This window comes from Sphingobium sp. TomTYG72 (genome assembly GCF_055394715.1).
This window is the reverse complement of record NZ_AP027336.1, coordinates 2284181-2309198: the sequence shown is the minus strand read 5'-3', so window position 1 is coordinate 2309198 and position 25018 is coordinate 2284181. Positions and strand designations below refer to the sequence as shown.

The 25018-nt window shown below is 62.0% G+C and carries 25 protein-coding genes and 1 pseudogene; 11 read left to right on the top strand and 15 right to left on the bottom strand.

What is annotated here, in order from left to right; all coding sequences use genetic code 11:
• Position 1 precedes the first annotated feature (1 nt).
• The gene (locus ACZ5U1_RS11495) at positions 2-2764 is read left to right on the top strand and encodes a [protein-PII] uridylyltransferase (protein ID WP_464778517.1); all 2763 of its coding nucleotides are present in this window, start codon (positions 2-4) and stop codon (positions 2762-2764) included.
• Positions 2765-2770: 6 nt separating this feature from the next.
• Here the strand turns inward: ACZ5U1_RS11495 and ACZ5U1_RS11490 are convergent, their stop codons facing one another.
• The 11 genes and pseudogenes from ACZ5U1_RS11490 to ACZ5U1_RS11440 all read right to left on the bottom strand — a co-directional run bounded on the left by ACZ5U1_RS11490 (position 2771) and on the right by ACZ5U1_RS11440 (position 15377).
• On the bottom strand, positions 2771-3271 hold the full coding sequence (locus tag ACZ5U1_RS11490) for a L,D-transpeptidase family protein (protein WP_464778516.1): 501 nt from the start codon (positions 3269-3271) through the stop codon (positions 2771-2773).
• A complete protein-coding gene (ribA, locus tag ACZ5U1_RS11485) occupies positions 3268-4326 on the bottom strand; it encodes a GTP cyclohydrolase II (protein ID WP_464778515.1) in 1059 nt (352 codons plus the stop codon). The genes ACZ5U1_RS11490 and ribA overlap by 4 nt, the downstream gene beginning before the upstream one ends.
• A 13-nt stretch (positions 4327-4339) precedes the next feature.
• On the bottom strand, positions 4340-5137 hold the full coding sequence (locus tag ACZ5U1_RS11480) for an exodeoxyribonuclease III (RefSeq protein ID WP_464778514.1): 798 nt from the start codon (positions 5135-5137) through the stop codon (positions 4340-4342).
• Between the two features lie 268 nt (positions 5138-5405).
• Positions 5406-6044 carry a LolA family protein gene (locus ACZ5U1_RS11475; RefSeq protein ID WP_464778513.1) on the bottom strand — a complete coding sequence of 213 codons (639 nt, stop codon included), beginning with the start codon at positions 6042-6044 and terminating at the stop codon, positions 5406-5408.
• Positions 6045-6309: 265 nt separating this feature from the next.
• Entirely contained in the window at positions 6310-8637 is a 2328-nt protein-coding gene (locus tag ACZ5U1_RS11470) for an FtsK/SpoIIIE family DNA translocase (RefSeq protein ID WP_464778512.1), read from the bottom strand.
• 143 nt (positions 8638-8780) lie between these two features.
• Complete coding sequence (locus ACZ5U1_RS11465) at positions 8781-9704, bottom strand: DMT family transporter (RefSeq protein ID WP_464778511.1); 924 nt, start codon at positions 9702-9704, stop codon at positions 8781-8783.
• A gap of 179 nt (positions 9705-9883) precedes the next feature.
• Entirely contained in the window at positions 9884-11044 is a 1161-nt protein-coding gene (gene ispG / locus ACZ5U1_RS11460) for a flavodoxin-dependent (E)-4-hydroxy-3-methylbut-2-enyl-diphosphate synthase (protein WP_464778510.1), read from the bottom strand.
• 51 nt (positions 11045-11095) lie between these two features.
• Positions 11096-12406, bottom strand: coding sequence for an OmpP1/FadL family transporter (locus ACZ5U1_RS11455; RefSeq protein WP_464778509.1), 1311 nt, complete (start codon positions 12404-12406; stop codon positions 11096-11098).
• A 330-nt stretch (positions 12407-12736) separates the two neighbouring features.
• Positions 12737-14106 (bottom strand): annotated as a pseudogene (pgmG, locus tag ACZ5U1_RS11450) (phosphoglucomutase/phosphomannomutase PgmG).
• Positions 14107-14124: 18 nt separating this feature from the next.
• Positions 14125-14568, bottom strand: a complete 444-nt coding sequence (locus ACZ5U1_RS11445) for a J domain-containing protein (protein WP_464778508.1) — start codon at positions 14566-14568, stop codon at positions 14125-14127.
• Entirely contained in the window at positions 14568-15377 is an 810-nt protein-coding gene (locus tag ACZ5U1_RS11440; protein ID WP_464778507.1) for a division plane positioning ATPase MipZ, read from the bottom strand. The genes ACZ5U1_RS11445 and ACZ5U1_RS11440 overlap by 1 nt, the downstream gene beginning before the upstream one ends.
• 103 nt (positions 15378-15480) lie before the next feature.
• On the opposite strand from ACZ5U1_RS11440, the gene panC reads away from it, so the two are divergent.
• Complete coding sequence (gene panC, locus ACZ5U1_RS11435) at positions 15481-16326, top strand: pantoate--beta-alanine ligase (protein ID WP_464778506.1); 846 nt, start codon at positions 15481-15483, stop codon at positions 16324-16326.
• A gap of 25 nt (positions 16327-16351) precedes the next feature.
• Here panC and ACZ5U1_RS11430 read toward each other — a convergent pair whose 3' ends face one another.
• From ACZ5U1_RS11430 to hemE, 4 genes are all read right to left on the bottom strand, one after another.
• Complete coding sequence (locus tag ACZ5U1_RS11430; RefSeq protein ID WP_464778505.1) at positions 16352-16477, bottom strand: hypothetical protein; 126 nt, start codon at positions 16475-16477, stop codon at positions 16352-16354.
• Positions 16478-16568: 91 nt separating this feature from the next.
• A protein-coding gene (locus ACZ5U1_RS11425) for an IS5 family transposase (protein WP_464777745.1) occupies positions 16569-17329 on the bottom strand; the annotation gives its coding sequence in 2 pieces (ribosomal slippage) (positions 16569-16996 and positions 16996-17329; 762 coding nt in all).
• Between the two features lie 201 nt (positions 17330-17530).
• On the bottom strand, positions 17531-17971 hold the full coding sequence (locus ACZ5U1_RS11420; RefSeq protein WP_464778504.1) for a CopD family protein: 441 nt from the start codon (positions 17969-17971) through the stop codon (positions 17531-17533).
• Complete coding sequence (hemE, locus tag ACZ5U1_RS11415; protein ID WP_464778503.1) at positions 17971-19032, bottom strand: uroporphyrinogen decarboxylase; 1062 nt, start codon at positions 19030-19032, stop codon at positions 17971-17973. The genes ACZ5U1_RS11420 and hemE overlap by 1 nt, the downstream gene beginning before the upstream one ends.
• A 288-nt stretch (positions 19033-19320) precedes the next feature.
• Between hemE and ACZ5U1_RS11410 the strand changes: the two genes are divergently transcribed.
• From ACZ5U1_RS11410 to ACZ5U1_RS11370, 9 genes are all read left to right on the top strand, one after another.
• Complete coding sequence (locus ACZ5U1_RS11410) at positions 19321-20148, top strand: pyruvate, water dikinase regulatory protein (RefSeq protein ID WP_196224922.1); 828 nt, start codon at positions 19321-19323, stop codon at positions 20146-20148.
• A complete protein-coding gene (locus ACZ5U1_RS11405; protein ID WP_449474537.1) occupies positions 20145-20738 on the top strand; it encodes a Maf family protein in 594 nt (197 codons plus the stop codon). Before ACZ5U1_RS11410 ends, ACZ5U1_RS11405 begins: the two co-directional genes overlap by 4 nt.
• Entirely contained in the window at positions 20735-21556 is an 822-nt protein-coding gene (aroE, locus tag ACZ5U1_RS11400; RefSeq protein WP_464778502.1) for a shikimate dehydrogenase, read from the top strand. Before ACZ5U1_RS11405 ends, aroE begins: the two co-directional genes overlap by 4 nt.
• A gap of 5 nt (positions 21557-21561) precedes the next feature.
• On the top strand, positions 21562-22155 hold the full coding sequence (gene coaE / locus ACZ5U1_RS11395; RefSeq protein WP_464778501.1) for a dephospho-CoA kinase: 594 nt from the start codon (positions 21562-21564) through the stop codon (positions 22153-22155).
• Between the two features lie 34 nt (positions 22156-22189).
• A complete protein-coding gene (dnaQ, locus tag ACZ5U1_RS11390; RefSeq protein WP_464778500.1) occupies positions 22190-22882 on the top strand; it encodes a DNA polymerase III subunit epsilon in 693 nt (230 codons plus the stop codon).
• Positions 22883-22962: 80 nt separating this feature from the next.
• Positions 22963-23568, top strand: a complete 606-nt coding sequence (gene hpf / locus ACZ5U1_RS11385) for a ribosome hibernation-promoting factor, HPF/YfiA family (protein ID WP_464778499.1) — start codon at positions 22963-22965, stop codon at positions 23566-23568.
• A 137-nt stretch (positions 23569-23705) separates the two neighbouring features.
• Positions 23706-24173, top strand: a complete 468-nt coding sequence (locus tag ACZ5U1_RS11380) for a PTS sugar transporter subunit IIA (RefSeq protein WP_464778498.1) — start codon at positions 23706-23708, stop codon at positions 24171-24173.
• Complete coding sequence (locus ACZ5U1_RS11375; protein ID WP_464778497.1) at positions 24148-24630, top strand: PaaI family thioesterase; 483 nt, start codon at positions 24148-24150, stop codon at positions 24628-24630. Before ACZ5U1_RS11380 ends, ACZ5U1_RS11375 begins: the two co-directional genes overlap by 26 nt.
• Positions 24620-24958, top strand: coding sequence for a DUF1491 family protein (locus ACZ5U1_RS11370; protein ID WP_464778496.1), 339 nt, complete (start codon positions 24620-24622; stop codon positions 24956-24958). Before ACZ5U1_RS11375 ends, ACZ5U1_RS11370 begins: the two co-directional genes overlap by 11 nt.
• Positions 24959-25018: the final 60 nt, after the last annotated feature.

Genomic DNA, 25018 nt, shown 5'->3' with positions numbered 1-25018 from the left:
CATGGTCATGCAGTTCCCCTCCCTTGGCTCTCGCCGTTCCATCATCGACCGGCGCGCGATTTCCGACAGCATTAACACGCTGGCGCAGGAGCATCGGGGCGATCCCGCGAAACTGCGGGGGTTGGTGGTCCGCGAACTGAAGACCGCGCTGGATGCCGGACGCGTCGATGTCGCAAAGCGGTTGGAGGCCAAGCCCACGCGCGGACGCGAGGCCGTGACCGCATTTGCGTTCCTGATCGACCAGATCCTGCGCCTGCTCTACGATGCAACGACGCATCATCTTTATCCTGCCAGCAATCGCAGCACGGGCGAGCGCATCACCCTGATGGCCGTCGGCGGCTATGGCCGTGGCGAGATGGCGCCGCATAGCGACGTCGATATCGCCTTCATCACGCCCTGGAAGCCCACCGGGTGGACCGAGCAGGTCATCGAATCCATGCTCTATTCGCTATGGGACTTGGGCCTAAAGGTCGGGCATTCGAGCCGGTCGATCGATGAGACGATGCGCATGGCCAAGGCGGATCTGACCGTGCGCACGGCACTGCTCGAAGCGCGTTATGTCTGGGGCGACCGGGCGCTGTACGAGGACACCGCCAAGCGGTTCGACGCTGAGGTGATGCAGGGGACAGCCCGCGCCTTCGTCACCGAGAAGCTGGAGGAGCGGGACGAGCGGCACAAACGCATGGGCGATAGCCGTTATGTCGTTGAACCCAATGTCAAGGAAGGCAAGGGAGGGCTGCGCGACCTCCATACCCTGTTCTGGATCGGCAAATATGTGAATCGGGTCAAATCCGTCGCCGAACTGGTGGACGTGGGCCTGCTGACCGATCTGGAATTGCGGCAGTTCCAGAAGGCTGAGGACTTTCTCTGGGCTGTCCGATGCCATCTGCACATGATCACGGGGCGGGCGGAAGATCGCCTGACGTTCGATCTGCAGCTGGAAACCGCGACGCGGATGCACTTCACGGGGCGGCAGGGCCGCTCCGGCGTGGAGCGCTTCATGCGCTATTATTTCCTGAATGCGAAAATCGTGGGCGACCTGACCGCCGTGTTCCTTGCGCATCTGGACGACCAGATGGCGGCGAAGGGGCGGCGTTATATTCCGTCCATATTCCGGCGCCCGAAGAAGCTGGACGGGTTCGTGCTGGACCGTGGTCGGCTCGCGCTGCCAAGCGACGACTTTTTCCAGCAGGACCCGGTGCGATTGCTTGAAATCTTCGCGGTGGCTGATCGCCATGAGCTGGGCATCCACCCAAGCGCGATGCGCACGGCCAGCCGGGACGCAGGTCTGATCACGGCAAAAATCCGCCGCGATGCTCGCGCCAACGCCGCTTTCATGGACGTGCTGACATCGACCCGCGATCCGGAAACGGTGCTGCGCTGGATGAATGAATCGACGGTGTTTGGCCGGTTCATTCCCGATTTCCGCCGCGTCGTGGCGCAGATGCAGTTCGATATGTATCACCATTACACGGTGGACGAGCATACCATCCGCGCAGTCGGGCTTCTGGCCCGCGTGGAGAAGGGCGATCTGGTGGAAGACCACCCGTTGTCCACCGAGATCATGGGCAAGCTGGTGTCTCGCCGGGTGCTCTATGTCGCGGTTCTGCTGCACGACATCGCGAAGGGCCGCGGGGGCGACCATAGCGTACTTGGCGCCGAGGTGGCCGATCATCTTTGCCCACGCCTCGGCCTGACGGCGGCCGAAACGGAAACCGTCGCCTGGCTGGTGCGCCATCATCTGCTGATGTCGGCCACGGCGTTCAAGCGTGATCTGGCCGATTACAAGACGATCCTGGATTTCGTCGAGGTGGTGCAAAGCCCCGAGCGCCTTCGCCTGCTGCTCTGCCTCACCGTCGTGGACATCCGCGCCGTGGGTCCCGGCGTGTGGAACAGCTGGAAACGACAGCTGCTGGGCGACCTTTATGAAGCCGCCGAGGAAGTGCTGCGGCTTGGCCACAAGCAAAAGGGTCGCGGCGAACGCGTCACCGCCAAGCAGGAATCGCTGCGCCAAGCGCTCGGCATGTCGAAGGCCGACTTCCAGAAGCTGAGCAAGCGCCTGCCCGAATCCTATTGGATTGCCGAGCCTGACGACATACTGATCCACAATGCGCAGCATATCCTGGCGTCCGGGGATTCGCCCTTGTCGATTGCCGCGCAATATTATCCGCAGCGCGGCGCCACGCTGGTCACCGTATATGCCGCTGACCATCCGGGCCTATTCTACCGGGTCGCCGGCGCGATCCATTTGGCGGGCGGCAATATCATCGACGCGCGCATCCATACCACGCGTGACGGCGTCGCCATCGACAACTTCCTTGTGCAAGACCCGTTGGGCGGCGCTTTCCATAGCCCGGAACAGCTGACCCGCATCCGCAATGCGATCGAGGATTCGCTGGCGAACCGCCACCGCATGATCACGAAGCTGGAAGCGCGCCCCCTGCCCCGCACCCGCGCCGAAGCATTCCGGATCGAACCCAATGTGCTGATCGACAACAAGGCGTCCAACCGCTTTACGGTGATCGAGGTCAATGCCCGCGATCGCCCGGCCCTGCTGTTCAGCCTTGCCAACGCATTGTTCCAGTCGAAGGTCACTGTGCATAGCGCCCATGTCGCCACCTATGGCGAACGCGCGGTCGATACATTTTATGTGACCGACCTTCTGGGTGGCAAGATCGAGAGCAAGGCACGTATCCAGACCCTGGAGCGGCGGTTGCTCGAATCGGCTGGCGGTGAGATTGGCGAGGCTCTGGAGCAGGCCTGACCTGCCTTAGATGATCTCCATAACGTCGCCCGGAGCCAGCAACGGCAGCAGTTTCAGCATATCGTCGCGATCAATGGCGATGCAGCCCGCCGTAGGACGCCCTTCGGACAGGTGAAGAAAGATCGCACTGCCCTGCCCCGGCACCGGCGGCGCGTCATTATGCCCCAGCACCACGATCACATCATAGGCATCATCGCCGCGGAGGAGCGATTCCGCCGAAAATGCTCGTGGCAGATGCACTGGCCGATTGTAGGCGGGATCAGCAGGATCGTCAGACCAGCCATCACCTTCCCTCACCCAGCGCCAGGGAAGCCGGATTGCGGCAGGCTCCGCCTTTCCCGGCCGCAGCAGAACGCCTCGCAGCGGCCAGACACCCAGCGGCGTGTAGCCGTCCCCCTCCCGCTTAGTGGTCGCCGGGCACACGCCGCTCCGGCCCAGCGTGCATGGGATGTCCAGCGTGCCGAACCGAAACCGCCCGGCGGTGCTGTCCACATGGATCGTGGTCACAGTTGATGCCCGGTACGATCGCGTTTGGTCGCCAGATATTGTTCATTGTGCGGGTTGGCGGGCAAGATGATGGGCAGGCGTTCTGCTACCTTGATGCCCGCGCCTTCCAGCCCCTCGACCTTCTTGGGATTGTTGGTGAGCAGCCGCACCTCTTCGATGCCCAGCAGCTTGAGCATGCGCGCCGCGACCGAGAAATCACGCGCGTCGATGGCAAAGCCAAGGCGGACATTGGCATCGACGGTATCGAACCCCTGATCCTGCAAGGCATAAGCGCGCAACTTGTTGATGAGGCCGATCCCGCGCCCTTCCTGCCGCAGATAAAGCAACACGCCCCAGCGGGAATCGGCAATCCGGTGCAGCGCCTCATGCAATTGAGGCCCGCAGTCGCATTTGAGGCTGCCCAGCACGTCCCCCGTGAGGCATTCGCTGTGCAACCTGATGACCGGCAGTGAGGAGTCGCGCTTCCCAACGATCAGGGCGACATGCTCTCGTGGCTCGTCCGGGCTGCGAAAGGCAATGATCTCGGCGGTCTCACAGGCTGACACCGGCAGCCTTGCGCGCGTCGCTATGGCGAGATGAGCGGCGTCATCATAAGCGTCGATGTCATCGGCACTGACCTCGGCCTCGCTATCGCCCTCCGATCCCAAAAAGAAAGCAGGTAGGATACCCGCCAGCCGGGCGAGCTTAAGCGTCGCCTTAGCCGCCAGCGGCGCGGTAAGGGGCTTGGCTGCAAACGGCCCCTTCAAGGGCGATGAAAGGTCGAGTACCGGGTCAGCGATCGCGGCAGCAACATCACCGTCGATCCACGGCGCGCGGGCAATCAGCACGGGCATGTCGGGATCAGCCGCTGCCAGCTGGTTTGCGAGCTTCAATGTCTCGCCCCGGGCAGCTGCTATCAATATGTCCGCTTTGCCCGCAGGGTCGAAAGTCTTCAGCGTCACCGCATCGGCGCCCTCGACCGCCATGACACGTATAGCGCCGTCAGTCGCATGAACGGTGACTGCCCAACCACGGCGCAGAGCGTCAATCGCGCGGGCGGCGGCGCGCCCGTTCATGGCAGACGGTCCATCAGAAGGCGAACTCCGTGATGATCGGGACATGATCCGATGGCTTGGTCCAACTGCGCGCCGGTTCGACAACACGGTGCCCGATCGCCTTTGCCGCAACATCCTGCGTCATCCACATATGATCCAGCCGCCGCCCACGATCCGATTCCGCCCAATCCCGCGCGCGATAGCTCCACCAGGTATAAAGCCGCTCGGGAGCCGGAAAGAATTGGCGGCCGATATCGATCCAATTGTTCGATTCCTGCAACCGGCCCAGCAGTTCGCATTCGATCGTCGTATGGCTGACGACGTTGAGCAGCTGCTTGTGGCTCCACACATCGCATTCCATGGGCGCGATGTTGAAGTCACCGGTGAGGATCGTCGGCTTGTCTTCAAGCTGGGAGGACCATTCGATCATGCGCTCAATGAAATCGAGCTTCTGACCGAACTTCGGATTGACTGTCCGGTCGGGAATATCGCCTCCGGCAGGGACATAGACATTTTCGATGCGAACGCCGTTGTCCAGGCGGACGCCGACATGACGCGCTTCGCCATTGGCCTGCCAATCGAGCCGGTCATCCTCATGAATGGGCACTTTACTCATGATCGCCACGCCATGATGCATGCGCTGGCCATTCAGCACCTGATGAACATAGCCCAGACGCCGGAACATGTCGGTGGGGAATATGTCATTCACCACCTTCGTTTCCTGAAGGCAAAGAAGGTCAGGTGCCTCTTCGGTCAGGAAACGTTCGACGATGTCGATCCGGGCGCGGACGCTGTTGATGTTCCAGGATGCGATGCTCAGTGTTTTCGGCATGCTGATCCCCTAAGGGCCTGCGAACGGCTTCGCAAGCTTGGCTCTGCGCCGACCTGCCGCTGGCAAAGTAAGACCCCCGCTCCGGGGGCATGGAACGGGGGTCTCGATCGCGCCCTTGAAGCGCTTTGCGGCGGGAGCTGCGTTCCGAGTAACAGGGGGGAAATCCCGGACTTCGTCTCGCGCCGTGGAGTTCTTATTAGGGTTCCGGATATGAGCCCAAGATGAACGGGAATCAGCTAAGCACCACCCATCTCATGCCAGGCCCGCTTCATCCCCCGGCTACGCGACCCTTCGGGCGCGGGTCTGTCCAACGAAAGGCAGAATTCGCAACCGGGACGCCGTAACGCTGGTTCGACAAGCGCACGCTAGTGCGGTTATTCTGGGAATCGAGCGCTACCCATCCGTAAAGCTGAAGACCCGCCGGTCCGGCTGGATCGCGTTCAAAGATCATCGTGATGGTGCCGAATTCCGGCCGCTTGGGATCGCGTGCCTGAACGCTGATCACCTTTGGATCCCCGGTCTGGATCAGCTTGCCAAAGCGGGACAGATCCTTTTTCGGATCGAGCAAGGCGCCCAAAGGCGAGCTGCCAATCGGCCAGCGCTGCACCTGACGGACTTCATAGTCGATCATCGTCAATGCCTTGCCGTCGCCGACGATCAGCAGCGGCACACCTTTTTGATACTGGAACCGCACCTTGCCGGGCTGCTTGATCGTAAGCTTACCCGTCAGGGTTTGGCCGGCGCGGTCGGTCTGCACGAAATCGGCGGTCATCGTGGTGACGCTGCGAATATAGGCATTTACCCGATCCATGCCACCCGGCGACTGCTGCGCGGCAACGGGGGCGGCTGGAACGAAAAATGGCGCGGCTACCAAGGCCAGGGCGAGTGGCGCAAACAAGCGCTTCATGCATTCTTCTCCGCTTTGTTGAGAGGTCAAGGAGTAGCGATCAGGCGTTGAACCCATTGTGAACTGATGCGTTCCTGATCTCCGAACCCTGCACGGGCCGCTTTGCAGCCGTGGGTAACTCGCCGAGCGGACAAAAAAAAGGCTGGTCCGAAGACCAGCCGGAAAGTTTTAGGAGAGGATGCCTGAAAGGCACGCCCTTACTGAACGGCGCTGGTCCTTTTCGCAAATGCATAGCGGTCGGGATCAATTGCGTTTGACGCAATCGTCATAGCGGGTTGCCATTTTCATCGCGCAGCACCTCACGTCGGCCGACATGGTTCGGAGGGCCGACCAGCCCTTCTTCTTCCATCCGCTCAATGAGGCGTGCGGCCGAATTATAGCCCACGCGGAGCTGACGCTGCAGCCAACTCGTCGAAGCCTTCTGATTTTCAAACACCAGCTGGCATGCCTTGCGGAACAGCTGCGCGTCGGGGCTGTCATCGCCCAGATCCACACCGTCGAGCGCGAAGCTGCCTTCTTCCGGTTCTTCGGTTACGGCCGAGATATAGTCCGGCTGTCCTTGCGCGCGCCAATGGTCAGCCACCACGCGCACCTCATCATCGGAAACGAAGGGGCCATGGACGCGCATCAGACCCTTGCCGCCATGCATGTAGAGCATGTCGCCCTTGCCCAGCAGCTGCTCGGCACCCTGCTCGCCCAGGATCGTGCGGCTGTCGATTTTTGACGTGACGAAGAAGCTGATCCGGGTTGGCAGGTTCGCCTTGATTACGCCGGTGATGACGTCGACCGACGGGCGCTGCGTCGCGAGGATCAGGTGGATGCCCGCCGCACGCGCCTTTTGCGCCAGGCGTTGGATCAGGAATTCGACTTCCTTGCCCGCCGTCATCATCAGGTCGGCGAGTTCGTCCACCACCACCACGATCTGCGGCAGCGGCTGGAAATCGAGCTGTTCTTCCTCGTAGATCGGCTTGCCGGTTTCGGGATCATAGCCCGTCTGAACGCGGCGGCCGAGTGGCTTGCCCTTGGCCTTCGCTGCCCGCACCTTTTCATTATAATTGGCGAGGTTGCGGACGGAGATGGAGGCCATCATGCGATAGCGGTCCTCCATCTGCTCCACCGCCCATTTGAGGGCGCGGATCGCCTTGGCGGGCTCGGTCACGACAGGCGACAGCAGATGCGGGATGTCGTCATAGGTCGACAGTTCCAGCATCTTGGGATCAATCATGATCAGGCGCAGCTGGTCGGGCGTCATGCGGTAGAGCAGCGACAGGATCATGGCATTCAAGCCCACCGACTTGCCCGAGCCGGTGGTGCCCGCGATCAGCAGGTGGGGCATGGGGGCCAAATCGGCGATGATGGGTTCGCCGGAGATATTCTTGCCGAGAATGATCGGCAGAGTGGCGTCCTGCACGAACTGTTCGGAGGTGATAAGCTCGCGGAACGACACGCCCTCGCGATTGGCGTTGGGGAGTTCGATGCCGATGACGGTGCGGCCGGGGATCGTCGCTACTCGGGCCGAGAGCGCGGACATGTTGCGGGCGATGTCATCGGCCAGAGCAATGACGCGGCTTGCCTTGATTCCGGGCGCGGGCTCCAATTCGTACATGGTGACGACCGGGCCGGGGCGCACTTCGACGATGTTGCCCTTCACGTGGAAGTCGTCGAGCACGGATTCGAGCAGGCGGGCATTGCGTTCCAGCGCGGCCTTGTCGATCTTCTGCGACTGGCTTGCGGGAATCGGATTAAGCAGGTCGGGCGAGGGCAGTGAGCTATTGCCGAACAGGTCATCTTGGGAAACGGGCGCCATTTGCCTTTGGGCGGGCGCGGGTTTGGGAGTCTGGATGGTGATGGGCGGCTTGGGTTCGTTTGACACCGCGCGGCGGGGAGCGATGACGCGTTCTCCCGTTTCGTCATCGTCATCCTCCGCTTCGCCCGTGACATTCCCGGCACCTGCGAAAGCGAGCGCCGGTTTGGGAAGGCTGAGACGCGGCAGGGTTGGACGGCGCAAGGCGAGGATCGGTTTTTCCAGCGCGAGGCTGCGATACCAGGTGAAGAAGCCCGCAAGCAGCATCAGGACGACGAGGATGCCGGTGACCCAACCTTGTGCCGCTGGCGCGGCGGAGGTCAGGCTGCGTACGCCGTTGGCGGTCGCAAGGCCGATGAGCCCGCCCCAGCCCGACGGGAGATCGATGAGCGAGTCAGGTTGGAACATCGCGAGCGCGATGCCGATGAGGATGATCCCGAGGAAGCATTTACCGAACTGGCCTTTCCAGCCGGTCATGTCCTGATCACCCCAGAGGCGGCGAGCGGTGATCGCCAGCAGCGGCAGGACGAGCGCAACGGGTACGCCGAGCAGGGTGAAGAGGAAGGCGGAGACCCAGGCGCCGGGCCAGCCCATGATATTCTGCACCTGATTGTCGGCGACGGTCATCATCGACGGGTCGCTCAGGCGGAAGCTGAGCAGCGCGAGCGCCAGGAACAGGGTCGCCAGCATCAGCGCGATCGCGCTGATCAGCGCACCGCTGCGGATGAGGCTGCGTTTCAGCATTTCGCGCCATTCCGGCGTGCGCTTGGCTCCGCGGCTGACAGCCATGGCTTTCAAATGTCCCCCAAATGTTCCGTTCCGGCACAATGCGCCGAGCGGGGAGTCCGCGTCAAGAGTCCGGCGTTTCGGCTGGTCGTGGGAAAGTCATGAATGAAGTGGCGACAAAAACGCGATTCCCGCCGAAACACGAATCATGTGATTCCTTCATGCATTTGCGCTGGCGGAGATGCGCGCAGGGCGAGGAGGCAGCCTGCGACGATCAGCGCCGCGCCCGCGAGGGTGGTGAGGGTCAGCCGTTCGCCGAAGGCGAGCCAGCCGATGATCGCTGCCCAGATGAAGGCGGTATATTCGACCGGGATGAGGTGCTGCGCCTCTGCCCGCGCATAGGCCCAGGCGAAGGCGGCGAGCGAGGTGAAGGCGAAACCCGCGCAGGCGACGATCAGCAAAGAGGAACCCGGCCGGGGCAGGTCAAGTTGCAGCGGCACGAGAGTCGGCGCGGCCCATGCGGCTGCCGCGCACAGGCCAAAGAGGATGAGCATGACGCAATGCTGGAAGAAGGCGACTTCGACGGGGGAGGAAAGCTGCGCCTGCTGCCGCTGGATGATGAGGTTCCAGGCGAAGAGGACCGCCGAAATCAGCACGGCGGCGGCGCCGAGCAGGGCGTCCCAATTATAGCTGTCCTGCATTCGGCCCGACAGGATCACCGCGACGCCGACGAGTCCGAGGAGAGAGGCGCTGATGGCCCGCTTACCGATCCGTTCGCCCAGCAGCAGCGCGGCAAGATAAAGGGCGATGAGCGGCGCGATGAAGGACAGCGCTATGGCTTCGGCGAGCGGCATGCGCATCAGCGCGAAGAAAAAGAGGCTGGCCATCAGCGTCACGACACAGCCGCGCAGGACATGCAGGCGCAAGACCGGCTTGGTCGGCCAGCGATGGCGGCCCGGCAGCATGATCGCAAGGCCGAGCAACGTTCCCGCCAGCGCGCGCCAGAACAGGGCGTTGAACAGGCCGATGGAGAGGCTCAATCCCTTCATCGCTGCGTCCATGATGGCAAAGAGCAGCACGGCGGCGCAGCAGACCGCAAAGGGGATGGCGAGGGAGCGGGGTTGGGTCATGGTCATGGCATGGGGGTGACGGTCATGGCGCTCGGCACTTTCGAGCGGGGGAAAGAGAAGAAGGAAAGGGCTTCGACAGGCTCAGCCCGAACGGGAGGGTGGGGTGGCTTGAAGGACCGTGCCTTACCCATAAAGGTGACGGCGGCGAGTGGGCTAGGTGCGGCGGGATGCCCCCTGCCCTATTCCGCCGCTTCTGCCCGGCCTGCGTCGGTCGCTTCCGCCTCGAGCTTGGCCGCTTCGATCTCCGCCGCCTTGGCTTCGACCAGCCCAACGATATGGTCGATCATGCCTTCGTCCTGAATGGTGTGGTCGGTGAGGCCAGAGAGATAGACCATATGCTTGCCAGCGCCGCCGCCGGTGAGGCCGATGTCGGTTTCGCGCGCTTCGCCCGGGCCATTGACGACACAGCCCAGCACCGAGAGCGATAGTGGCGTGTGGATATGCTGGAGCCGTTCCTCCAGCGCCTGCACGGTACGGATGACGTTGAAACCCTGACGTGCGCAGCTGGGGCAGGAGATGACCTTTACCCCACGGGTGCGGATGCCGAGGGATTTGAGGATTTCATAGCCGACGCGCACTTCCTCTTCCGGTTCGGCGGAGAGGGAGACGCGGATCGTGTCGCCGACCCCGGCCCAGAGCAGGTTGCCGATCCCGATGGCGCTTTTGACCGTGCCGCCGATCAGGCCACCTGCTTCGGTGATGCCAAGGTGGAGCGGGCAATCGACGGCTTCGGCCAGCTGCATATAGGCGGCGACGGCGAGGAAGACGTCGCTGGCCTTCACCGCGACCTTATATTCGTGGAAGTCCTGGTCCTGCAGCAGCTTGATATGGTCGAGTGCGCTTTCGACCAGCGCTTCGGGGCAGGGTTCGCCATATTTTTCGAGCAGGTCCTTTTCGAGACTGCCTGCATTGACGCCGATGCGAATCGCGCAGCCATTGGCCTTGGCCGCGTCCACCACTTCCTTGACGCGCGCTTCCGACCCGATGTTGCCGGGATTGATGCGGAGGCAAGCGGCACCCGCGTCGGCGGCTTCGAGCGCGCGCTTATAGTGGAAATGGATGTCGGCGACGATTGGCACGCGGGCGGCGCGCACGATCTGCTTGAGCGCTGCGGTGGATTCCTCGTCCGGGCAGGACACGCGGATGATGTCCACGCCTGCATCCTCGCAGCGGCGGATCTGGTCGATCGTCGCCTTGACGTCATGCGTCAGCGTGTTGGTCATCGTCTGCACGCTGACGGGCGCGCCACCGCCGACGGGCACATTGCCCACCATGATCTGGCGGCATGGGCGACGGGCGATGTCGCGCCAGGGACGCAGGCCGGGATTATGGTCGGACATGAATTGAGGGCTCCGTGCTGATGGAGCCCCTATAGTGATTCACGAGCCAAGTTAGAAGCGCGCCGTCACCGATGCGGCGATCTGGTCGGCATTGCCGCTGGTCCGAGACCGGGTGGTGACGGTGGTCGCCGCCGCAGTCCCGGCATAATAGACGTCGGGACGACTGACAGTCGCCTCTTCCACGAAATTATGCGCATAGCTGAGGTTCAGCGAAAGTGCGGGCGAGATATTATAGGTCGCACCAGCCGACAACCAGGTCCGATCGCCATCGGGGACCCGCGTCGTCAAATGCTGAGGATTGGTGGGCGAGCGATCGAACATCGTGCCCGCGCGCAGGGTAAGGGCCGGGCTGATGTCATATTCGCCGCCCAGGCTGACGCTATAGCTGTCCTTGTAATCCAGTTCCTTGACGGAGGTGCGGCCAGCCGCCGTGATCGCGATCGATTTGAAGACCGACCAATTATACCAGCGCGCGCTGATCATGGCGCGAAGGCTGGGCGTCAGCCGATGCATGAAGCCGACCGTCACGATGTCGGGCAGTTCAAGCGGCGCGGTGAGGTCGCTGCTGCCGTTTTGGGATGCCAACAGGCTCTGAAGGCCTGAAAGGGTCTGCGTGCCGGTGATATCGTGGCCGATACCCGAATGATAGGAGAGCCCTAAATTGGTCCTGCCATCGGTGTAGAAAAGCCCCGCATTCCAACCAATGCTCCAGTCATTGCCCTTGGCGGTGGCCAAGCCGTCCGTGGTGATCAACGGGGAAAGCTGCGGCAGGGCGTTAGTCAGTGTGACCTTCACATATTGGACGTCCACCCCGCCGCCGATCGAGAAGTGATCATCAAGCTTGTAGGCGGCAGACGTTTGAAGATTGTAAGTCTTAAGGTCGGTGTGCAGCGAGTCATAGCGGCCGAAAAAGCCGTCATCATAATCAAGCTTCAGCCCGAACGGGGCGTTGACGCCGACACCGAGCCACAGCCGGTCCGTTACCTGACCCGTGACATAGAAGCTGGGCACCGGAATCACCTTATGAAACGGATTGCCGCCCGAATTGCCCGTTACCGGCACCGTTACGCCGGACTGGCCCGGCACGGTGCGGTCGCTGCCCTGGTCTGATTGCTGTGCGGTAGGGAATAGCGCGATCACACCTGTCGATAATTGCACGCCCGGAAGTTCGGTGATCGCGGCGGGATTGAAATAGAGTGCGGACGGATCGTCCGCCGCCGCGCCAGCCCCGGACAAGGCCCGGCCCGTTTCCTTGGGCGATTGTTCCTGAAGGTAGAAGCCGCCGGCGAGTGCGGGCATGGGAAGAGCCAGAAACCCCGCAAACAATAAAGTGGTGGCAGCAGTGCGGCGGCCTGAAAACATGCAATTCCCCCTTTTTTTAACCCCGTTGCGGCGCCGGGCACGCAATATCATCGCGCTCTATGGCAGCAATATGGTTAATTTCCCGTTCGCCAAGCACTCTGGCATGTCCGACGAAAAAAAAAGCCGCCCCGAAGGACGGCTTGGAAAGTTTTAGGAGAGGATGCCTGAAAGGCCCGTTCCTTTTGCGGTGCGACGATTTCTTTCGCAACTGCGAAAAACAAGTATACGGTTGCGTTTATTGCAACTGTTAAAATTTGGGTAGAATCCGTAGCGGAAAGCTGAAAGCCGATTGGGCGGATATTCGGGAATGGTCGCATTTGGCGCCGCAGTTCAACCCGGAAAATCTGGCACTGATTTGGACAAATGGCTGAAAAGATCGGCTCGCAGACGATCGAGCCCCTGCTGATTCGTCGATTCGATTCTCGCCACCAGTTCCGACTGCGTGTTGGATGCGCGCAGCAGCCACCAGCCATCTTCGGTCGTGACCCGGGCACCATCAATGGCGTTGACGCTCGCACCTTCCGCCCGCAAGTGCGAGACGATCTCTGCGACTATCGCGAATTTTTGGTCTTCATCCACCGGGAATCGTAATTCGGGTGTGTTTACCAGCGGCGGCAGCGCGTCATGAAGAGCGGTCACGCTCTGGCCGAGGCGGCTGACCAGCCGGATCAGACGCACGGCCGCGTAAAGGCCATCGTCGAAGCCATAATAATCGTCGGCGAAGAAGATATGGCCGGTCATCTCACCGCCGAGGGGGCTGCCGATCTCCTTCATCTTCGATTTGATGAGGCTGTGGCCGGTCTTCCACATCAGCGGCGTGCCGCCCAGCGCCGCCACGCGATCGAACAGAGCCTGGCTTGATTTCACATCGGCGACGATGGTGGCGCCGGGCCGGTCCAGCAGCACGGGTTCGGCGAACAAGGAGAGCAGCTGGTCGCCCCAGATTGTGCGCCCCTGCCCATCGACCACGCCGATCCGGTCGCCGTCCCCGTCGAAAGCCACTCCGAAATGGAGGTTGTTGGCAAGGACAAGGGCGCGCAGATCTTCCAGATTCGCCTCGATTGTCGGGTCGGGGTGATGATGGGGAAAATTGCCGTCTATTTCGGTGAAAAGCACATGATGCTCACCCGGGAGCAGTTGGACGAGCTTGTCCACGACGGGGCCTGCGGCGCCATTGCCTGCGTCCCAGCCGATGCGGAGCGCGCCGCCGTCGAACCCTTCCATCAGGCGGGCGACATAGTGGTCCATGACGTCGATGGTGGAGCGGCTGCCCCTGCCCTGTTCCCAATCGCCGCAGCCGCGATGGCGCCAACTTTGGTGATGTCCGCACCAAAAAAGGCTTCATGCGCAAGTACCAGCTTGAAGCCATTGTGATCGGCGGGATTATGGCTGCCGGTTATCTGGATGCCGCCATCAACATCGAGCGTCGCTTCGGCATAATAGAGCATTGGCGTGGGGCCGAGGCCGATACGCAGCGCGTCGATCCCGCTGTCGGCAAGGCCATCGACCACGGCCGATTCCAGCATCGGTGAGCTGAGGCGGCCGTCATAGCCGACCGCGACCGATGATCCCCCTTTGCGCCTGACGATCGTGCCGAAGCTGCGGCCCAGCGCGTAGGCGTCTTCCACTCCCATGGTTTTGCCGACGATGCCGCGCATGTCATATTCGCGCAGCAGCGAGGGATGGAAGCGGTGGGCCATGGGTTCTGTTCTACAGCCTTAGCGGCGGCGGGCGGCTTCTTTTTTCTCGGGCTCGGCGAGTAGCAGGTCGCGGGCTGCGTTGATTTCCGCCGCAAGGGCTTCGGTGCCGCCGCGATCGGGATGGACCGAGGCGATCAGACGCCGGTGGGCTGTACGGATCATGGTCTCATCGGCATCTTCGGGCACGCCGAGCAGGGCGCGCGCTCTTGCTATGCTGGGGGCGTCGGGGGCTGTTTTGGGAGCGGCGGATCGCTTTTTCTTCTGCTGCGACTGGTTCAGGAAGAAAAGCGCCGCGCCGAGGAGCAGGGGCGCTCCGGCGAGCGGCTTGCCTTTGGCCGCCATGACCGCGCCGACGAGCGCGCCGCCCAAAACCATGCCATCCTTCACACTCATGCGCTGCAAACGTCCCGTCCAGATGAGCCAGGCGGCCAGCCCGAGAAGAAGAAAGGCGAAAAGGCCCATCAGGCCGCGCCGAGAAGATCGACCGGCGAATTTTCCTCACGGGCGGGGAGGGCGAGGCCGGACACCATCTCGCGCAATTCCTGGCGGGCGGCGATGTGGCTGACGCCGAGGTCGCCGAGATGGCCCTTGTCGAGCAGGGTAAGGCCGGAGGGGAAGAGTTCGCGGAAGATGACGCGTTCCGACAGGCCGGGGATCACGCGGAATCCGACGCGGCGGGACAGTTCCATGAGGGCGTCGCCCACGCGCTTCTTGTTGCGGGCGTCATGATGCTGGACACGATTGCGCAGCACGACCCAGTCGATCGATACGCCATCCGCCTTCGCGCGGGTCTTGCGCGCTTCGAAGATGAGTTCGGAATAGAAGGACAGGCGGCGGACCTTGAAGGTTTCCGCGTCAACCTGGCCGATCAGGTCGAAATCGACGAAGCTGTCGTTCATCGGCGTCACCAGCGTATTCGCGCGGGCGGCCATGTGGCGGGCGAAGACATCGTCGCGGCCGGGGGTATCGACGACAAGGAAATCCTTGCCCTCTGCAACGGCGGCGGATTCTTCCTCCAGCGCCTCGATGCTATCGCCCTTCAGCACGGCAAAGTCGGGCACGGGCAAGTCAATGCCGCGACGGCGCGCGGTTTCGGCGCGGTTTTCCATATAGCGGGTGACGGTGCGCTGGCGCGGATCAAGATCGATCATGCCGACCTTGTGTCCCAGGGCGGTCAGCGCGATGGCCGTGTGGACGGCGGTGGTCGATTTGCCGGTCCCGCCCTTTTCATTGGCGAAGACGATATGATGCGCTTGGGTGTTCGTACCCATTGATAACCCCGTTTATTGCCGCAACGATTCTTGACCCACTTGCCGGGCCGTGCCTTTAGCAGGATAGTCCCCGTACCCCTGCCATATCGGAGCCCCTCGTCCCGTGCAAACCCTGCGTGACCTTCCTTCCCTGCGATCCGCGATCGATGCGATGAAAAGCGATGGGCGGCCTGTTGCTCTGGTGCCGACGATGGGGGCGCTGCATGAGGGGCATATGGCGCTGGTCGAGGAAGCGCGGCGGCATGCCGGGCATGTCGTGGTATCGATCTTCGTCAATCCGCGGCAGTTCGGGATCAATGAGGATCTGGACGCCTATCCGCGCCGGGAAGCCAAGGATGCGCAGATGTGCCAAGCGGCGGGAGTCGATGCGTTGTGGGCGCCGACGGCCGAGGTCATGTATCCGGCGGGCTATGCGACCAATATTTCTGTCTCGGGTGTCACCGAGGGACTCGATGGCGCGGCTCGGCCGGGGCATTTTGACGGGGTGGCGACGGTGGTCACCAAGCTGTTCAATCAGGTGCAGCCCGATGTCGCGCTGTTCGGCGAGAAGGATTATCAGCAGCTCGCGACGATCCGGCAGATGGTGCGCGACCTTGATATGCGGATCGAGATCATCGGCGTGCCGACGCAGCGGGCCGAGGATGGCCTCGCTTTGTCATCGCGCAACGCCTATCTGACCGAGGATGAACGCAAGGATGCGCTCGCCCTGCCCCGCGCGCTGGGTGAAGCGGCGCGGCAGATGGAGAAGGGCGCGAGCGTCGAGGCGGCGATTGCCAAGGCGATCACGATACTGGCCGCGCATGGCTTTGATCCCATTGATTATGTGACGCTGTGCGATGCGGTGACGCTGGAGCCGATGAACGTGCTGGATCGCCCGGCCCGGCTGTTGGGCGCGGCGAAATTGGGGCGGACGCGGCTGATCGACAATATCGCGGTCGATCCGGCTTGAACGGTGGGGGCGTCCGTCCCCTTCCCTACATGGTCACCGTGAAACTGCTGGCCCCCGAGGCCGCATTTTCCCGTCTGATCTCTTCAAGGCGCTGGCGAATATGGCGGCGGCGGCTGAACACGCCAAAAGCCCGCAAAACGAAGCTGGTCACGACCCTCTCTCCTTATTCTTTGGCGAGGGAAATTAGCGTCGGCTTTCGTCAGGGCAATATGTCGGTAGACATGCGAAATTAGGGTCAGGACTCATTGATTGAGCCAGAAGATGACGGTTGCAGCGATGCAGATGGCTGACATGAATGTGTGCGCACAGCGGTCGTAACGGGTGTGGATGCGACGCCAGTCCTTGAGCCTGCCGAACATGTTCTCGATCTTGTGACGCTGGCGATAGAGCACGGCATCGTGCGGGATCGGGACCTTTCGGTTCTTCTTTGACGGGATGCAGGCGGTGATGCTGCGTTCCGCGAGCGCGTTGCGGAACCAGTCGGCGTCGTAGCCTCGATCGCCGAGCAGGGCTTTGGCGCGGGGCAAGGCGTCGAGCATCAGGGCAGCGCCTTTGTAGTCGCTCATCTGCCCCTCGCTGAGCAGCATGACCAGCGGTCTGCCCTTTCCGTCGCAGACGGCGTGGAGCTTGGAATTCAGGCCGCCTTTGGTGCGTCCGATACGTCGGGGAACAGCCCCTTTTTGAGCAGACTGGCTGCGGTCCGGTGCGCCTTCAGATGCGTCGCATCGATCATCAGTTGGTCAGGCTGCCCGGCCTTCGCCGAGAGCGCTGCGAAAATCTTGTTGAACACGCCAAGTCGGCTCCACCGGATGAAGCGGTTGTAGATCGTCTTGGGAGGGCCATAGTCGGCAGGTGCATCGCGCCACCGCAGGCCGTTCCTGATAATGAAGATGATGCCGCTGATGATCCGACGGTCATCCACCCGGGGCACGCCGTGCGACAGCGGGAAATACGGCTCGATCCGGCGCATCTGCGCCTTCGAAAGCCAAATCAGATCACTCACGGCGACGCCTCCTCACGCCGCCATTGAATCAACCAATCCTCAGCACCGCAAGTAATTTAATAGGTCCTGACCCTAGTTAGATGCGGTGCGCGTTGGGCCTGCTTTCAAGAGAAGAGAAGGGCTTCGACAAGCTCAGCCCGAACGGGCGGGGTGATTGCCCGTGATCAGGGCTGCGCTGGCATGACGGCGTTGGAGTTTGTGTCAGAAGGGTTTGACGATCACTGCGACGACGATCACCGCAGCGGCGATGCCCGGGACTTCGTTGATGAGGCGAAGCTTCCCCTCCGGCAAGGGGCGCTCACCCCTGGCGAGCTTCTTTGCATAGCCTGCGATCCAGCCATGATAGGCGGAAAGGCCAAGGACGAAGAGCAGTTTCAGGTGGAACCAGCCGAAATGCCAGGCACCGATTTCGACCATCAGCATGAGGCCGAAGACCCAGACGAGGATCAGCGAGGGGTTGAGGATGATCTTGAGCAGGCGCCGTTCGCGGTCGATCCATTTACGATCCTCATCTGATCCCACGGCACATTGGTGGTGATAGACGAAGAAGCGCGGCATCATGAACAATCCGGCCATCAGGAAGATGACGAAGATTAGATGGGCGGCCTTCACCCACAGATAGGCGGCTCCGAGATAAGGCATCAGCTCTGCTTTCCTTGTCGGACATAGGCGATCAACGCCTCGACATGGGCGATGGGCGTGTCGGGAAGAATGCCATGGCCCAGGTTCAGGATATGAGGCCGGCCCGCAAAGGCAGCGCGGATATTGTCGATCGATTGTTCGACCGCCCTGCCCCCGGCGATCAGCGCCAGCGGATCGAGATTGCCCTGTACCGGCAAGCCCTGCGGCAGGACGCGGTTGGCCCAGTGCGGATCGATGGTTTCATCCATGCCGATCGCATCGACGCCCGTGCCCGCCGCATAATCGGCGAGTTTGGCGCCCGCGCCCTTGGGAAAACCGATGACGGGGATATTGGGATGAAGGCTTTTGAGCTTTTCCACGATGCGCCGGTTGGGTTCGATCACCCAGCGTTCGAACTGGAGCGGCGCGAGGCTGCCCGCCCAGCTGTCGAACAGTTGCACAGCCTCTACCCCTGCCTCGATCTGGCCGGAGAGATAGGTGACGGTAGATTCAATGATCGCGTCGATGATCGCGCCGAAGCGTTCAGGGTCCTGATAGGCGAGGCGTCGAGCCGCGCCCTGATCCTTGCTGCCCTGCCCGGCGACCATATAGGTCGATATGGTCCAGGGGCTGCCCGCAAAGCCGAGGAAAGTGACAGACGGGTCCAGCGCCGCCTTTACCTGCCGGACGGTCTCATAGATGGCCTCGTAGCGGTTCGGAGCAGGTTTGAGTGATGCGAGATCGGTTTCGCTGAGGATCGGGGCGAGGCGTGGTCCCTCCCCCGTCTCGAACCAGAGATCCTGGCCCATGGCATAGGGTACGATCAGAATGTCGGAAAAGAGGATCGCGCCGTCGAAACCGAAACGGTGCAGCGGCTGAAGCGTGACTTCGGCGGCGGTGGGGCTGTCATAGACCAGTTCGAGGAATCCGCCCTTTTCAGCCCGCAAGGCGCGATATTCGGGCAGGTAGCGGCCCGCCTGACGCATCAGCCACATGGGTGGCGGGCTAAGGCATTCCCTCTTTAGGACCGAAAGCAGTGGCTTGGATGGCCCGGCGGAAAGGCCGATATCTGGTCCCGTCATAAACTCTCTTATTTAGATTCTTAAAAGGATGATGGAGATAGTTGGGCAGTTGGTAGCGGGGTTTATGCGCAGCGCCCGGATTTGCCAACAGCTTGACTCTCCAGGCCTACGGATTCGGGACCGAGTCAGTGTGGGCCATCCACGCTATCCACAGGCTGTGGATGAAAATGAGGGCCTGTTGGGGGCATGTGGATAAGATTCCGGCCAATGGGTACTATCCAAAAGGGGTAGTTTTGCCCGCAACCTATCCCTTGCTTTATCCACAGGCTCCCCACAGAGATATGCGTCATGTCGCGTATCCATCTGCATTTGCTGTCTGACTCCACCGGCGAGACGCTGGAAAATATCGCCAAGGCGGCGATCGGCGCATTTGAGAATGTGGAAGCGGTGCGCCATTTCTGGCCGATGGTGCGGTCGGATGTCCATCTCGACCGGATCATGGAGGAGATTTCGGCCAATCCGGGGCTGGTGCTGTTCACATTGTCCAATCATCAGTTGCGGCGGCGGCTGGAGACGCGCTGCCGGGCGCTGGGCCTGCCGCATGTTGCGGCGCTGGACAGCGTGACGGACGCACTGTCCAACATATTGGGGCAAGAGACGCGCAATCGTCCGGGGCGTAAGCATATCCTAGACGAAGCCTATTTCGCGCGGATCGAGGCGATTCAGTTCACCATCGCCCATGATGATGGCGTGGGGCATGAAAATTGGGAGGAGGCTGACATCGTGCTGGCGGGCGTGTCGCGCGCGTCCAAGACGCCGACCTCCATCTATCTGGCCAATCGCGGGTACAAAACGGCCAACATTCCGCTGGTGGTGCAGTCGCCGCCACCGCGTAGCCTTTATGGGTTGAAGCATCCGATGGTTGTGGGGCTGACGGTCAGTCCCGAGCGGTTGGTGCAGATACGCCGTAATCGGCTGCTGTCGCTGAATCAGGCGCCGGAAACCAGCTATGTCGATCTGGATAAGGTGCAGGAGGAATTGGCTTTTGCCCGGCGGATGTTCGCGGACAATGGCTGGCCGGTCATCGACATGACGCGGCGATCGATCGAGGAAGCGGCGGCGGCGATCATCAACCTGTTCAACGACCGCGTATTGGCGGAGGGGAGTGACCTATGATCGTGCTGGCGTCGCAAAGCGCGAGCCGTCGGGCGTTGTTGCAGGCGGCGGGTGTGCCGTTCGAGGCCATGTCGCCCGGTGTCGATGAAGAGGCGGCGAAGGAAGCGCTGCGCGGTGATGGACTGGATGCGCGCGCTCTGGCTGATGCGTTGGCGGAATTGAAGGCGTTGCGGGTGTCGCGCCGGGTGCCGGGCGGGTTGATATTAGGCTGCGACCAGACGTTGAGCCTGGATGATGGCAGCATGATCGACAAGGCGGTGGATCGCGCTGATGCGGAGCAAATCTTGCGGTCCTTGTCGGGGCGGGTGCATCATTTGCATAGCGCGGCGGTGATCGCATTGAATGGCGAACCGATCTGGCGGCACGTCGAGCGGGTGCGGATGACGGTAAGGACGTTGTCAGATAGTTTCATAGCTAAGTATTTAGACGAGGAATGGGAGCATTGCCGCTGGTGTGTCGGCAATTACCGGATCGAAGGGCCTGGCGTCCAACTGTTCAGCAAGGTTGAGGGTAGCCAGTTTGCGATTCAGGGGCTTCCCTTGCTGCCGCTGCTTGACTTTCTGCGTGTGCGGGGCGTTCTGCCAGCATGACCGACAATCTCCCCTATGCAGAAGTGATCGGCGATCCGATCGCGCACAGCAAATCGCCGCTCATCCATAATTTCTGGCTCGATTGCCTGGGGATTGAGGCGGAATATCGCAAGACCCATGTGACGGCGGAGGGGCTGTCCGCTTATTTCCTGGAGCGGCGGGCTGATCCGGACTGGCTGGGGTGCAATGTCACCATCCCGCACAAGATCGCGGTGATGGATTATACCGACGATCCGGGCGGCGTTCGGGAGCGGATCGGGGCGATGAACACGATCGCCAGCGAGACCGGCGGGCCGTTGATCGGCACCAATACTGATGCGGGCGGATTCCTTCAGCCGCTGCTGCGCGACAAGTGGACGGGGACAAGCGCCGTGCTGGTCGGCGCGGGCGGTGCGGCGCGGGCGATCCTGTTTGCGCTGACGAGTCTGGGGGTGGAGGACATCAGCGTCATGGTGCGTGATGCGGCCAAGGGGCAGGCGTTGCTGGACCGGGCGAAGGTCAAGGGACGGGTGATCGGCATGGGCGATCCGCTTCCGGCGGCCGATCTGCTGGTCAACACCAGTTCGCTCGGCATGGTGGGGCAACCGGTGCTTGATCTTGATCTGTCGCCGCTGGCCCGCGATGCGACGGTTTATGACATCGTCTATGCGCCACTGGAGACCGAGCTGCTCAAGGCGGCGCGGGCGCAAGGTTTGAAAGCGTTGGATGGGCTGGAGATGCTGATCGGGCAGGCCGCGCTGGCGTTCGATATTTTCTTCGATGCGCAGGCGCCACGCGACCGGGACGATGAATTGCGCGCGCTGCTGCTGGCAGCCTGAAGGCCATGAAGATCTATGGGCTGACCGGATCGATCGGCATGGGGAAGTCGACCGTCGCCGCCATGCTGCGGCGGGAAGGGGTGCCACTGTTCGATGCGGACGCCGAGGTGCATCGTTTGCAGGGACCTGGCGGAAGGCTGTTGCCCGCCATCGAGGCGCGTTTTCCCGGAACGACGGGGCCGGAGGGTGTGGATCGCGGGAAGCTGGGCGCGGCGGTGTTCGGACATCCGCAAGAATTGAAGGCGTTGGAAGCGATCGTCCATCCGGCGGTCAAGGAAGAGCGGATGGCTTTCCTGCGCCGCCACCGCTCGCGCGCCTTTGTCGTGCTGGATATTCCGCTGCTGTTCGAAAGCCATATGGAGCGGACTTTGGCAGGAGTCATCGTCGTGACGGCGCCTGCCTGGAAGCAGCGCAAGCGTGTGTTGGCGCGCAAGGGCATGACGGTGGCGAAATTTCGCAGAATCCTGCACTTGCAGACTCCCGATGCTGAAAAACGGCGGCGGGCTGACTATATCGTCCATACAGGCACCACATTTGCCGCCACACGGGCACAGGTGAGGCGCTTGGCGGCTTGCCTTGGATCAAAGACAGGCCGATAAGGAAAAACCCGGCAGAGTCGGTGTGAAGAGGTCCATGCGCGAGATTATTTTCGACACCGAAACGACCGGATTTGACCCTGTATCGGGCGACCGGCTCGTGGAAATCGGTTGCATCGAACTCGTGAACCGGGTGCCTTCCGGCCGCACCTTCCATGCTTATTATAATCCCCAGCGGGCGATGCCCGCCGCCGCCGAGGCGATTCATGGGCTGTCGGACATATTCCTGAAGGACAAGCCGCTTTTCGCCCATGGGGTGGAGGAGCTGCTGGATTTTCTGGAGGACAGCCATCTGGTCGCGCACAATGCGCGGTTCGACTTCGGCTTCCTCAACCATGAGCTGAAGCTGTGCGGCCTGCCCGAAGTCGGCATGCACCGGATGATCGATACGGTCGCGATCGCGCGGCAGATGCATCCGGGCGCCAAGCATAGCCTGGACGCGCTGTGCACCCGGTACGGCATCGATCGCAGTCATCGCATAAAGCATGGCGCTTTGCTGGACGCCGAATTGCTGGCGCAGCTGTATATCGAACTGACCGGCGGCCGTCAGATCGGCCTCGGTCTTGCACAAGAGGAGGGTAAAGACGCCATTCGGGTGGAACTTGCGAGCGGTATCGCGGTTCGCCCTGTTCGTCCCGCGCGGGTCTTTGCGGCCAGCGCGATGGAGCTGGAGAGGCATGCAGCGTTTGTCGCGACGCTGGAAAAGCCGCTCTGGCTGGAGGAGGCTTGAAGGCTGGCTGACATACTGCCCTTCACGCTTCGCCCACCCGGACTGCCTCCTGCAGCCCGGCAAGAACAAGGAGAAGGCATATGGATATTCGTGTTTCCGGGCATCAGGTCGATACGGGCGACGCTCTTAAGGAGCATGTTGCGACCCGGCTGGAGGCCATGGCCGAGAAATATTTTTCGCGCACGATTTCCGCTCATGTCACGTTCCGGCCCGCGCCGCACGGCGCCTTCCATTGCGATATCGTCTGCCATGTGATGACCGGCCTGATCCTGAAAGGGTCCGGTGAAGCGCAGGAAGCGCATCCGGCGTTCGACCAGGCTGCGGAAAAGATCGAACGGCAGCTGCGGCGGTATATGCGCCGTCTGAAGGACCGTCACCCCCAAGCCGCGGCGGCAGAGGCTCAGCGGGCCAATGGATATGAGCTGAATGGGCTGGACGGCGCGGGCTATACCATCTTTGCTTCGTCGCCGGAGGAGGAGGAACCGGCCGACGCGCCGCTGATCGTGGCGGAAACGCGGGTCGATATTCCTGAAGCCAGCGTATCTGACGCGGTGATGATGCTGGATCTGCGCAATACCAACGCGCTGCTGTTCCTGAATGCCGGAACATCCGCCTATAACATGGTCTATCGCCGTCATGATGGAACGATCGGATGGGTGGAACCGCGGTTGGAAGCGCGCGCCTGACAGGTGCCTGACACAGGGGTCCGGCCCCGGGCTGCCATTGACCCAGAGCGGCAGGCAGCCTATGGGGCCGGGCTTTATATCCCCGGACAAGCGCGGTTTTTAAGGGGCAGCGCGCTTCCGGCTGTTCCAGGTTGGTCATGGTTCATTTCAACGACATCGTCGCGCCGCATGCACTTGCAACGGACGTCTCGACAAACGGCAAGAAGCCGCTGTTCCAGAAAATCGCACAACTGGCGGCGTCCGCCTATGGTCTAGACGCGAACGCCGTATCGGAAGCGCTGTTCGAGCGCGAACGACTGGGATCGACCGGCTTTGGCGGCGGAGTCGCCATCCCGCATGCCAAGATTCCTGGCCTGGACCGGATGAGAGGCGTCGTCGTGCTGCTCGATCCGCCAATTGGCTTTGACGCGGTCGATGAGGCGCCGGTCGACGTCGTTTTCGCCCTGCTTTCACCGGTCGACAGCGGCGCGGAACATCTGAAGACGCTGGCCCGCGTGTCGCGCTACCTGCGCGATGAGGGGCATGTTGCGCGGCTGCGCGGGGCGAAGTCGGCCGAGGCGTTGCACGCGCTGCTAGCCGGTGGCGAAGCGCGTGACGCCGCCTGAGGTGGACGGCGCGCCGAGCGGCGAGGCGGCGCATTTCCGTGCGCTGGAAAATCTCTACCGTTCCGCGCCGATCAACCGGATGTTCCGGTCGGAGCTGACGATTCCCGAGGCGGGCCGGTCGATCATCGAGTTCGATGTCGATGAAGAACAGTTTCACGCGGCGGGCGCGGTTCATGGCACCGTCTATTTCAAGATGATGGACGATGCCGCCTTTTATGCGGCGAACAGCCTGGTCAGCGACCGATTCCTGCTGACGACCGCATTCAACCTGCTGTTCACCCGCCCGATCGGGCCGGGCCGCATCCGGGCCGAAGGGCGGTGGATCAGCGGCAAGCGGCGGGTGTTCGTTGCCGAAGCGAGCCTGATCGATATGGACGGCGAAGAGGTGGGCCGGGGAACGGGCACCTTCATGCGGTCGCAATTTCCGCTGTCTTCGCTGCCGGGCTATGCAGGCTGACCGGCTGACCAGCGCGATGCTGGTCGGCGTGCTGGTAAGGCGCGCGGCCGGGGCGGGAGGCTTTGCCACGGTGCTGGTCAAGGGCGATGAGATTAGCGGCGCGATCCTGATCGAAACCGCCGAAAAGGGGCAGGGAATGGGCCTGTTCGAACGGGTTTCCGACTTTGCCGGTGGATACAGGTTGGAGCGTTGCGGACCCACGCCGGATGAGGGAAGTGATTCCCTCAATCAATATATTGCGAGGCGTCGGAGATCGGACCCCGATCTATGGGTCGTGGAACTCGATATCGTGGATGCGGAACGGTTCGCCGCTGAAACGATCTGTTAATCATTGACTCTGAACGGGTGCAAAGGCACTGGCCCCACCCAACGCTTAACGCGCAGGTTG

Bases quoted from the DNA above. Each gene is read 5' to 3' on its own strand.
- ACZ5U1_RS11370 (WP_464778496.1), top strand. From the start codon at position 24,620: ATGCAGGCTGACCGGCTGACCAGCGCGATGCTGGTCGGCGTGCTGGTA.
- hpf (WP_464778499.1), top strand. From the start codon at position 22,963: ATGGATATTCGTGTTTCCGGGCATCAGGTCGATACGGGCGACGCTCTT.
- ACZ5U1_RS11410 (WP_196224922.1), top strand. From the start codon at position 19,321: ATGTCGCGTATCCATCTGCATTTGCTGTCTGACTCCACCGGCGAGACG.
- ACZ5U1_RS11420 (WP_464778504.1), bottom strand. From the start codon at position 17,971: ATGCCTTATCTCGGAGCCGCCTATCTGTGGGTGAAGGCCGCCCATCTA.
- ribA (WP_464778515.1), bottom strand. From the start codon at position 4,326: ATGAACGGGCGCGCCGCCGCCCGCGCGATTGACGCTCTGCGCCGTGGT.
- ACZ5U1_RS11495 (WP_464778517.1), top strand. From the start codon at position 2: ATGGTCATGCAGTTCCCCTCCCTTGGCTCTCGCCGTTCCATCATCGAC.
- ACZ5U1_RS11480 (WP_464778514.1), bottom strand. From the start codon at position 5,137: ATGCCGAAAACACTGAGCATCGCATCCTGGAACATCAACAGCGTCCGC.
- ACZ5U1_RS11380 (WP_464778498.1), top strand. From the start codon at position 23,706: ATGGTTCATTTCAACGACATCGTCGCGCCGCATGCACTTGCAACGGAC.
- ACZ5U1_RS11440 (WP_464778507.1), bottom strand. From the start codon at position 15,377: ATGGGTACGAACACCCAAGCGCATCATATCGTCTTCGCCAATGAAAAG.
- ACZ5U1_RS11465 (WP_464778511.1), bottom strand. From the start codon at position 9,704: ATGACCCAACCCCGCTCCCTCGCCATCCCCTTTGCGGTCTGCTGCGCC.
- ACZ5U1_RS11455 (WP_464778509.1), bottom strand. From the start codon at position 12,406: ATGTTTTCAGGCCGCCGCACTGCTGCCACCACTTTATTGTTTGCGGGG.
- dnaQ (WP_464778500.1), top strand. From the start codon at position 22,190: ATGCGCGAGATTATTTTCGACACCGAAACGACCGGATTTGACCCTGTA.
- ACZ5U1_RS11445 (WP_464778508.1), bottom strand. From the start codon at position 14,568: ATGGGCCTTTTCGCCTTTCTTCTTCTCGGGCTGGCCGCCTGGCTCATC.
- ispG (WP_464778510.1), bottom strand. From the start codon at position 11,044: ATGTCCGACCATAATCCCGGCCTGCGTCCCTGGCGCGACATCGCCCGT.
- coaE (WP_464778501.1), top strand. From the start codon at position 21,562: ATGAAGATCTATGGGCTGACCGGATCGATCGGCATGGGGAAGTCGACC.
- ACZ5U1_RS11470 (WP_464778512.1), bottom strand. From the start codon at position 8,637: ATGGCTGTCAGCCGCGGAGCCAAGCGCACGCCGGAATGGCGCGAAATG.
- ACZ5U1_RS11405 (WP_449474537.1), top strand. From the start codon at position 20,145: ATGATCGTGCTGGCGTCGCAAAGCGCGAGCCGTCGGGCGTTGTTGCAG.
- ACZ5U1_RS11475 (WP_464778513.1), bottom strand. From the start codon at position 6,044: ATGAAGCGCTTGTTTGCGCCACTCGCCCTGGCCTTGGTAGCCGCGCCA.
- hemE (WP_464778503.1), bottom strand. From the start codon at position 19,032: ATGACGGGACCAGATATCGGCCTTTCCGCCGGGCCATCCAAGCCACTG.
- aroE (WP_464778502.1), top strand. From the start codon at position 20,735: ATGACCGACAATCTCCCCTATGCAGAAGTGATCGGCGATCCGATCGCG.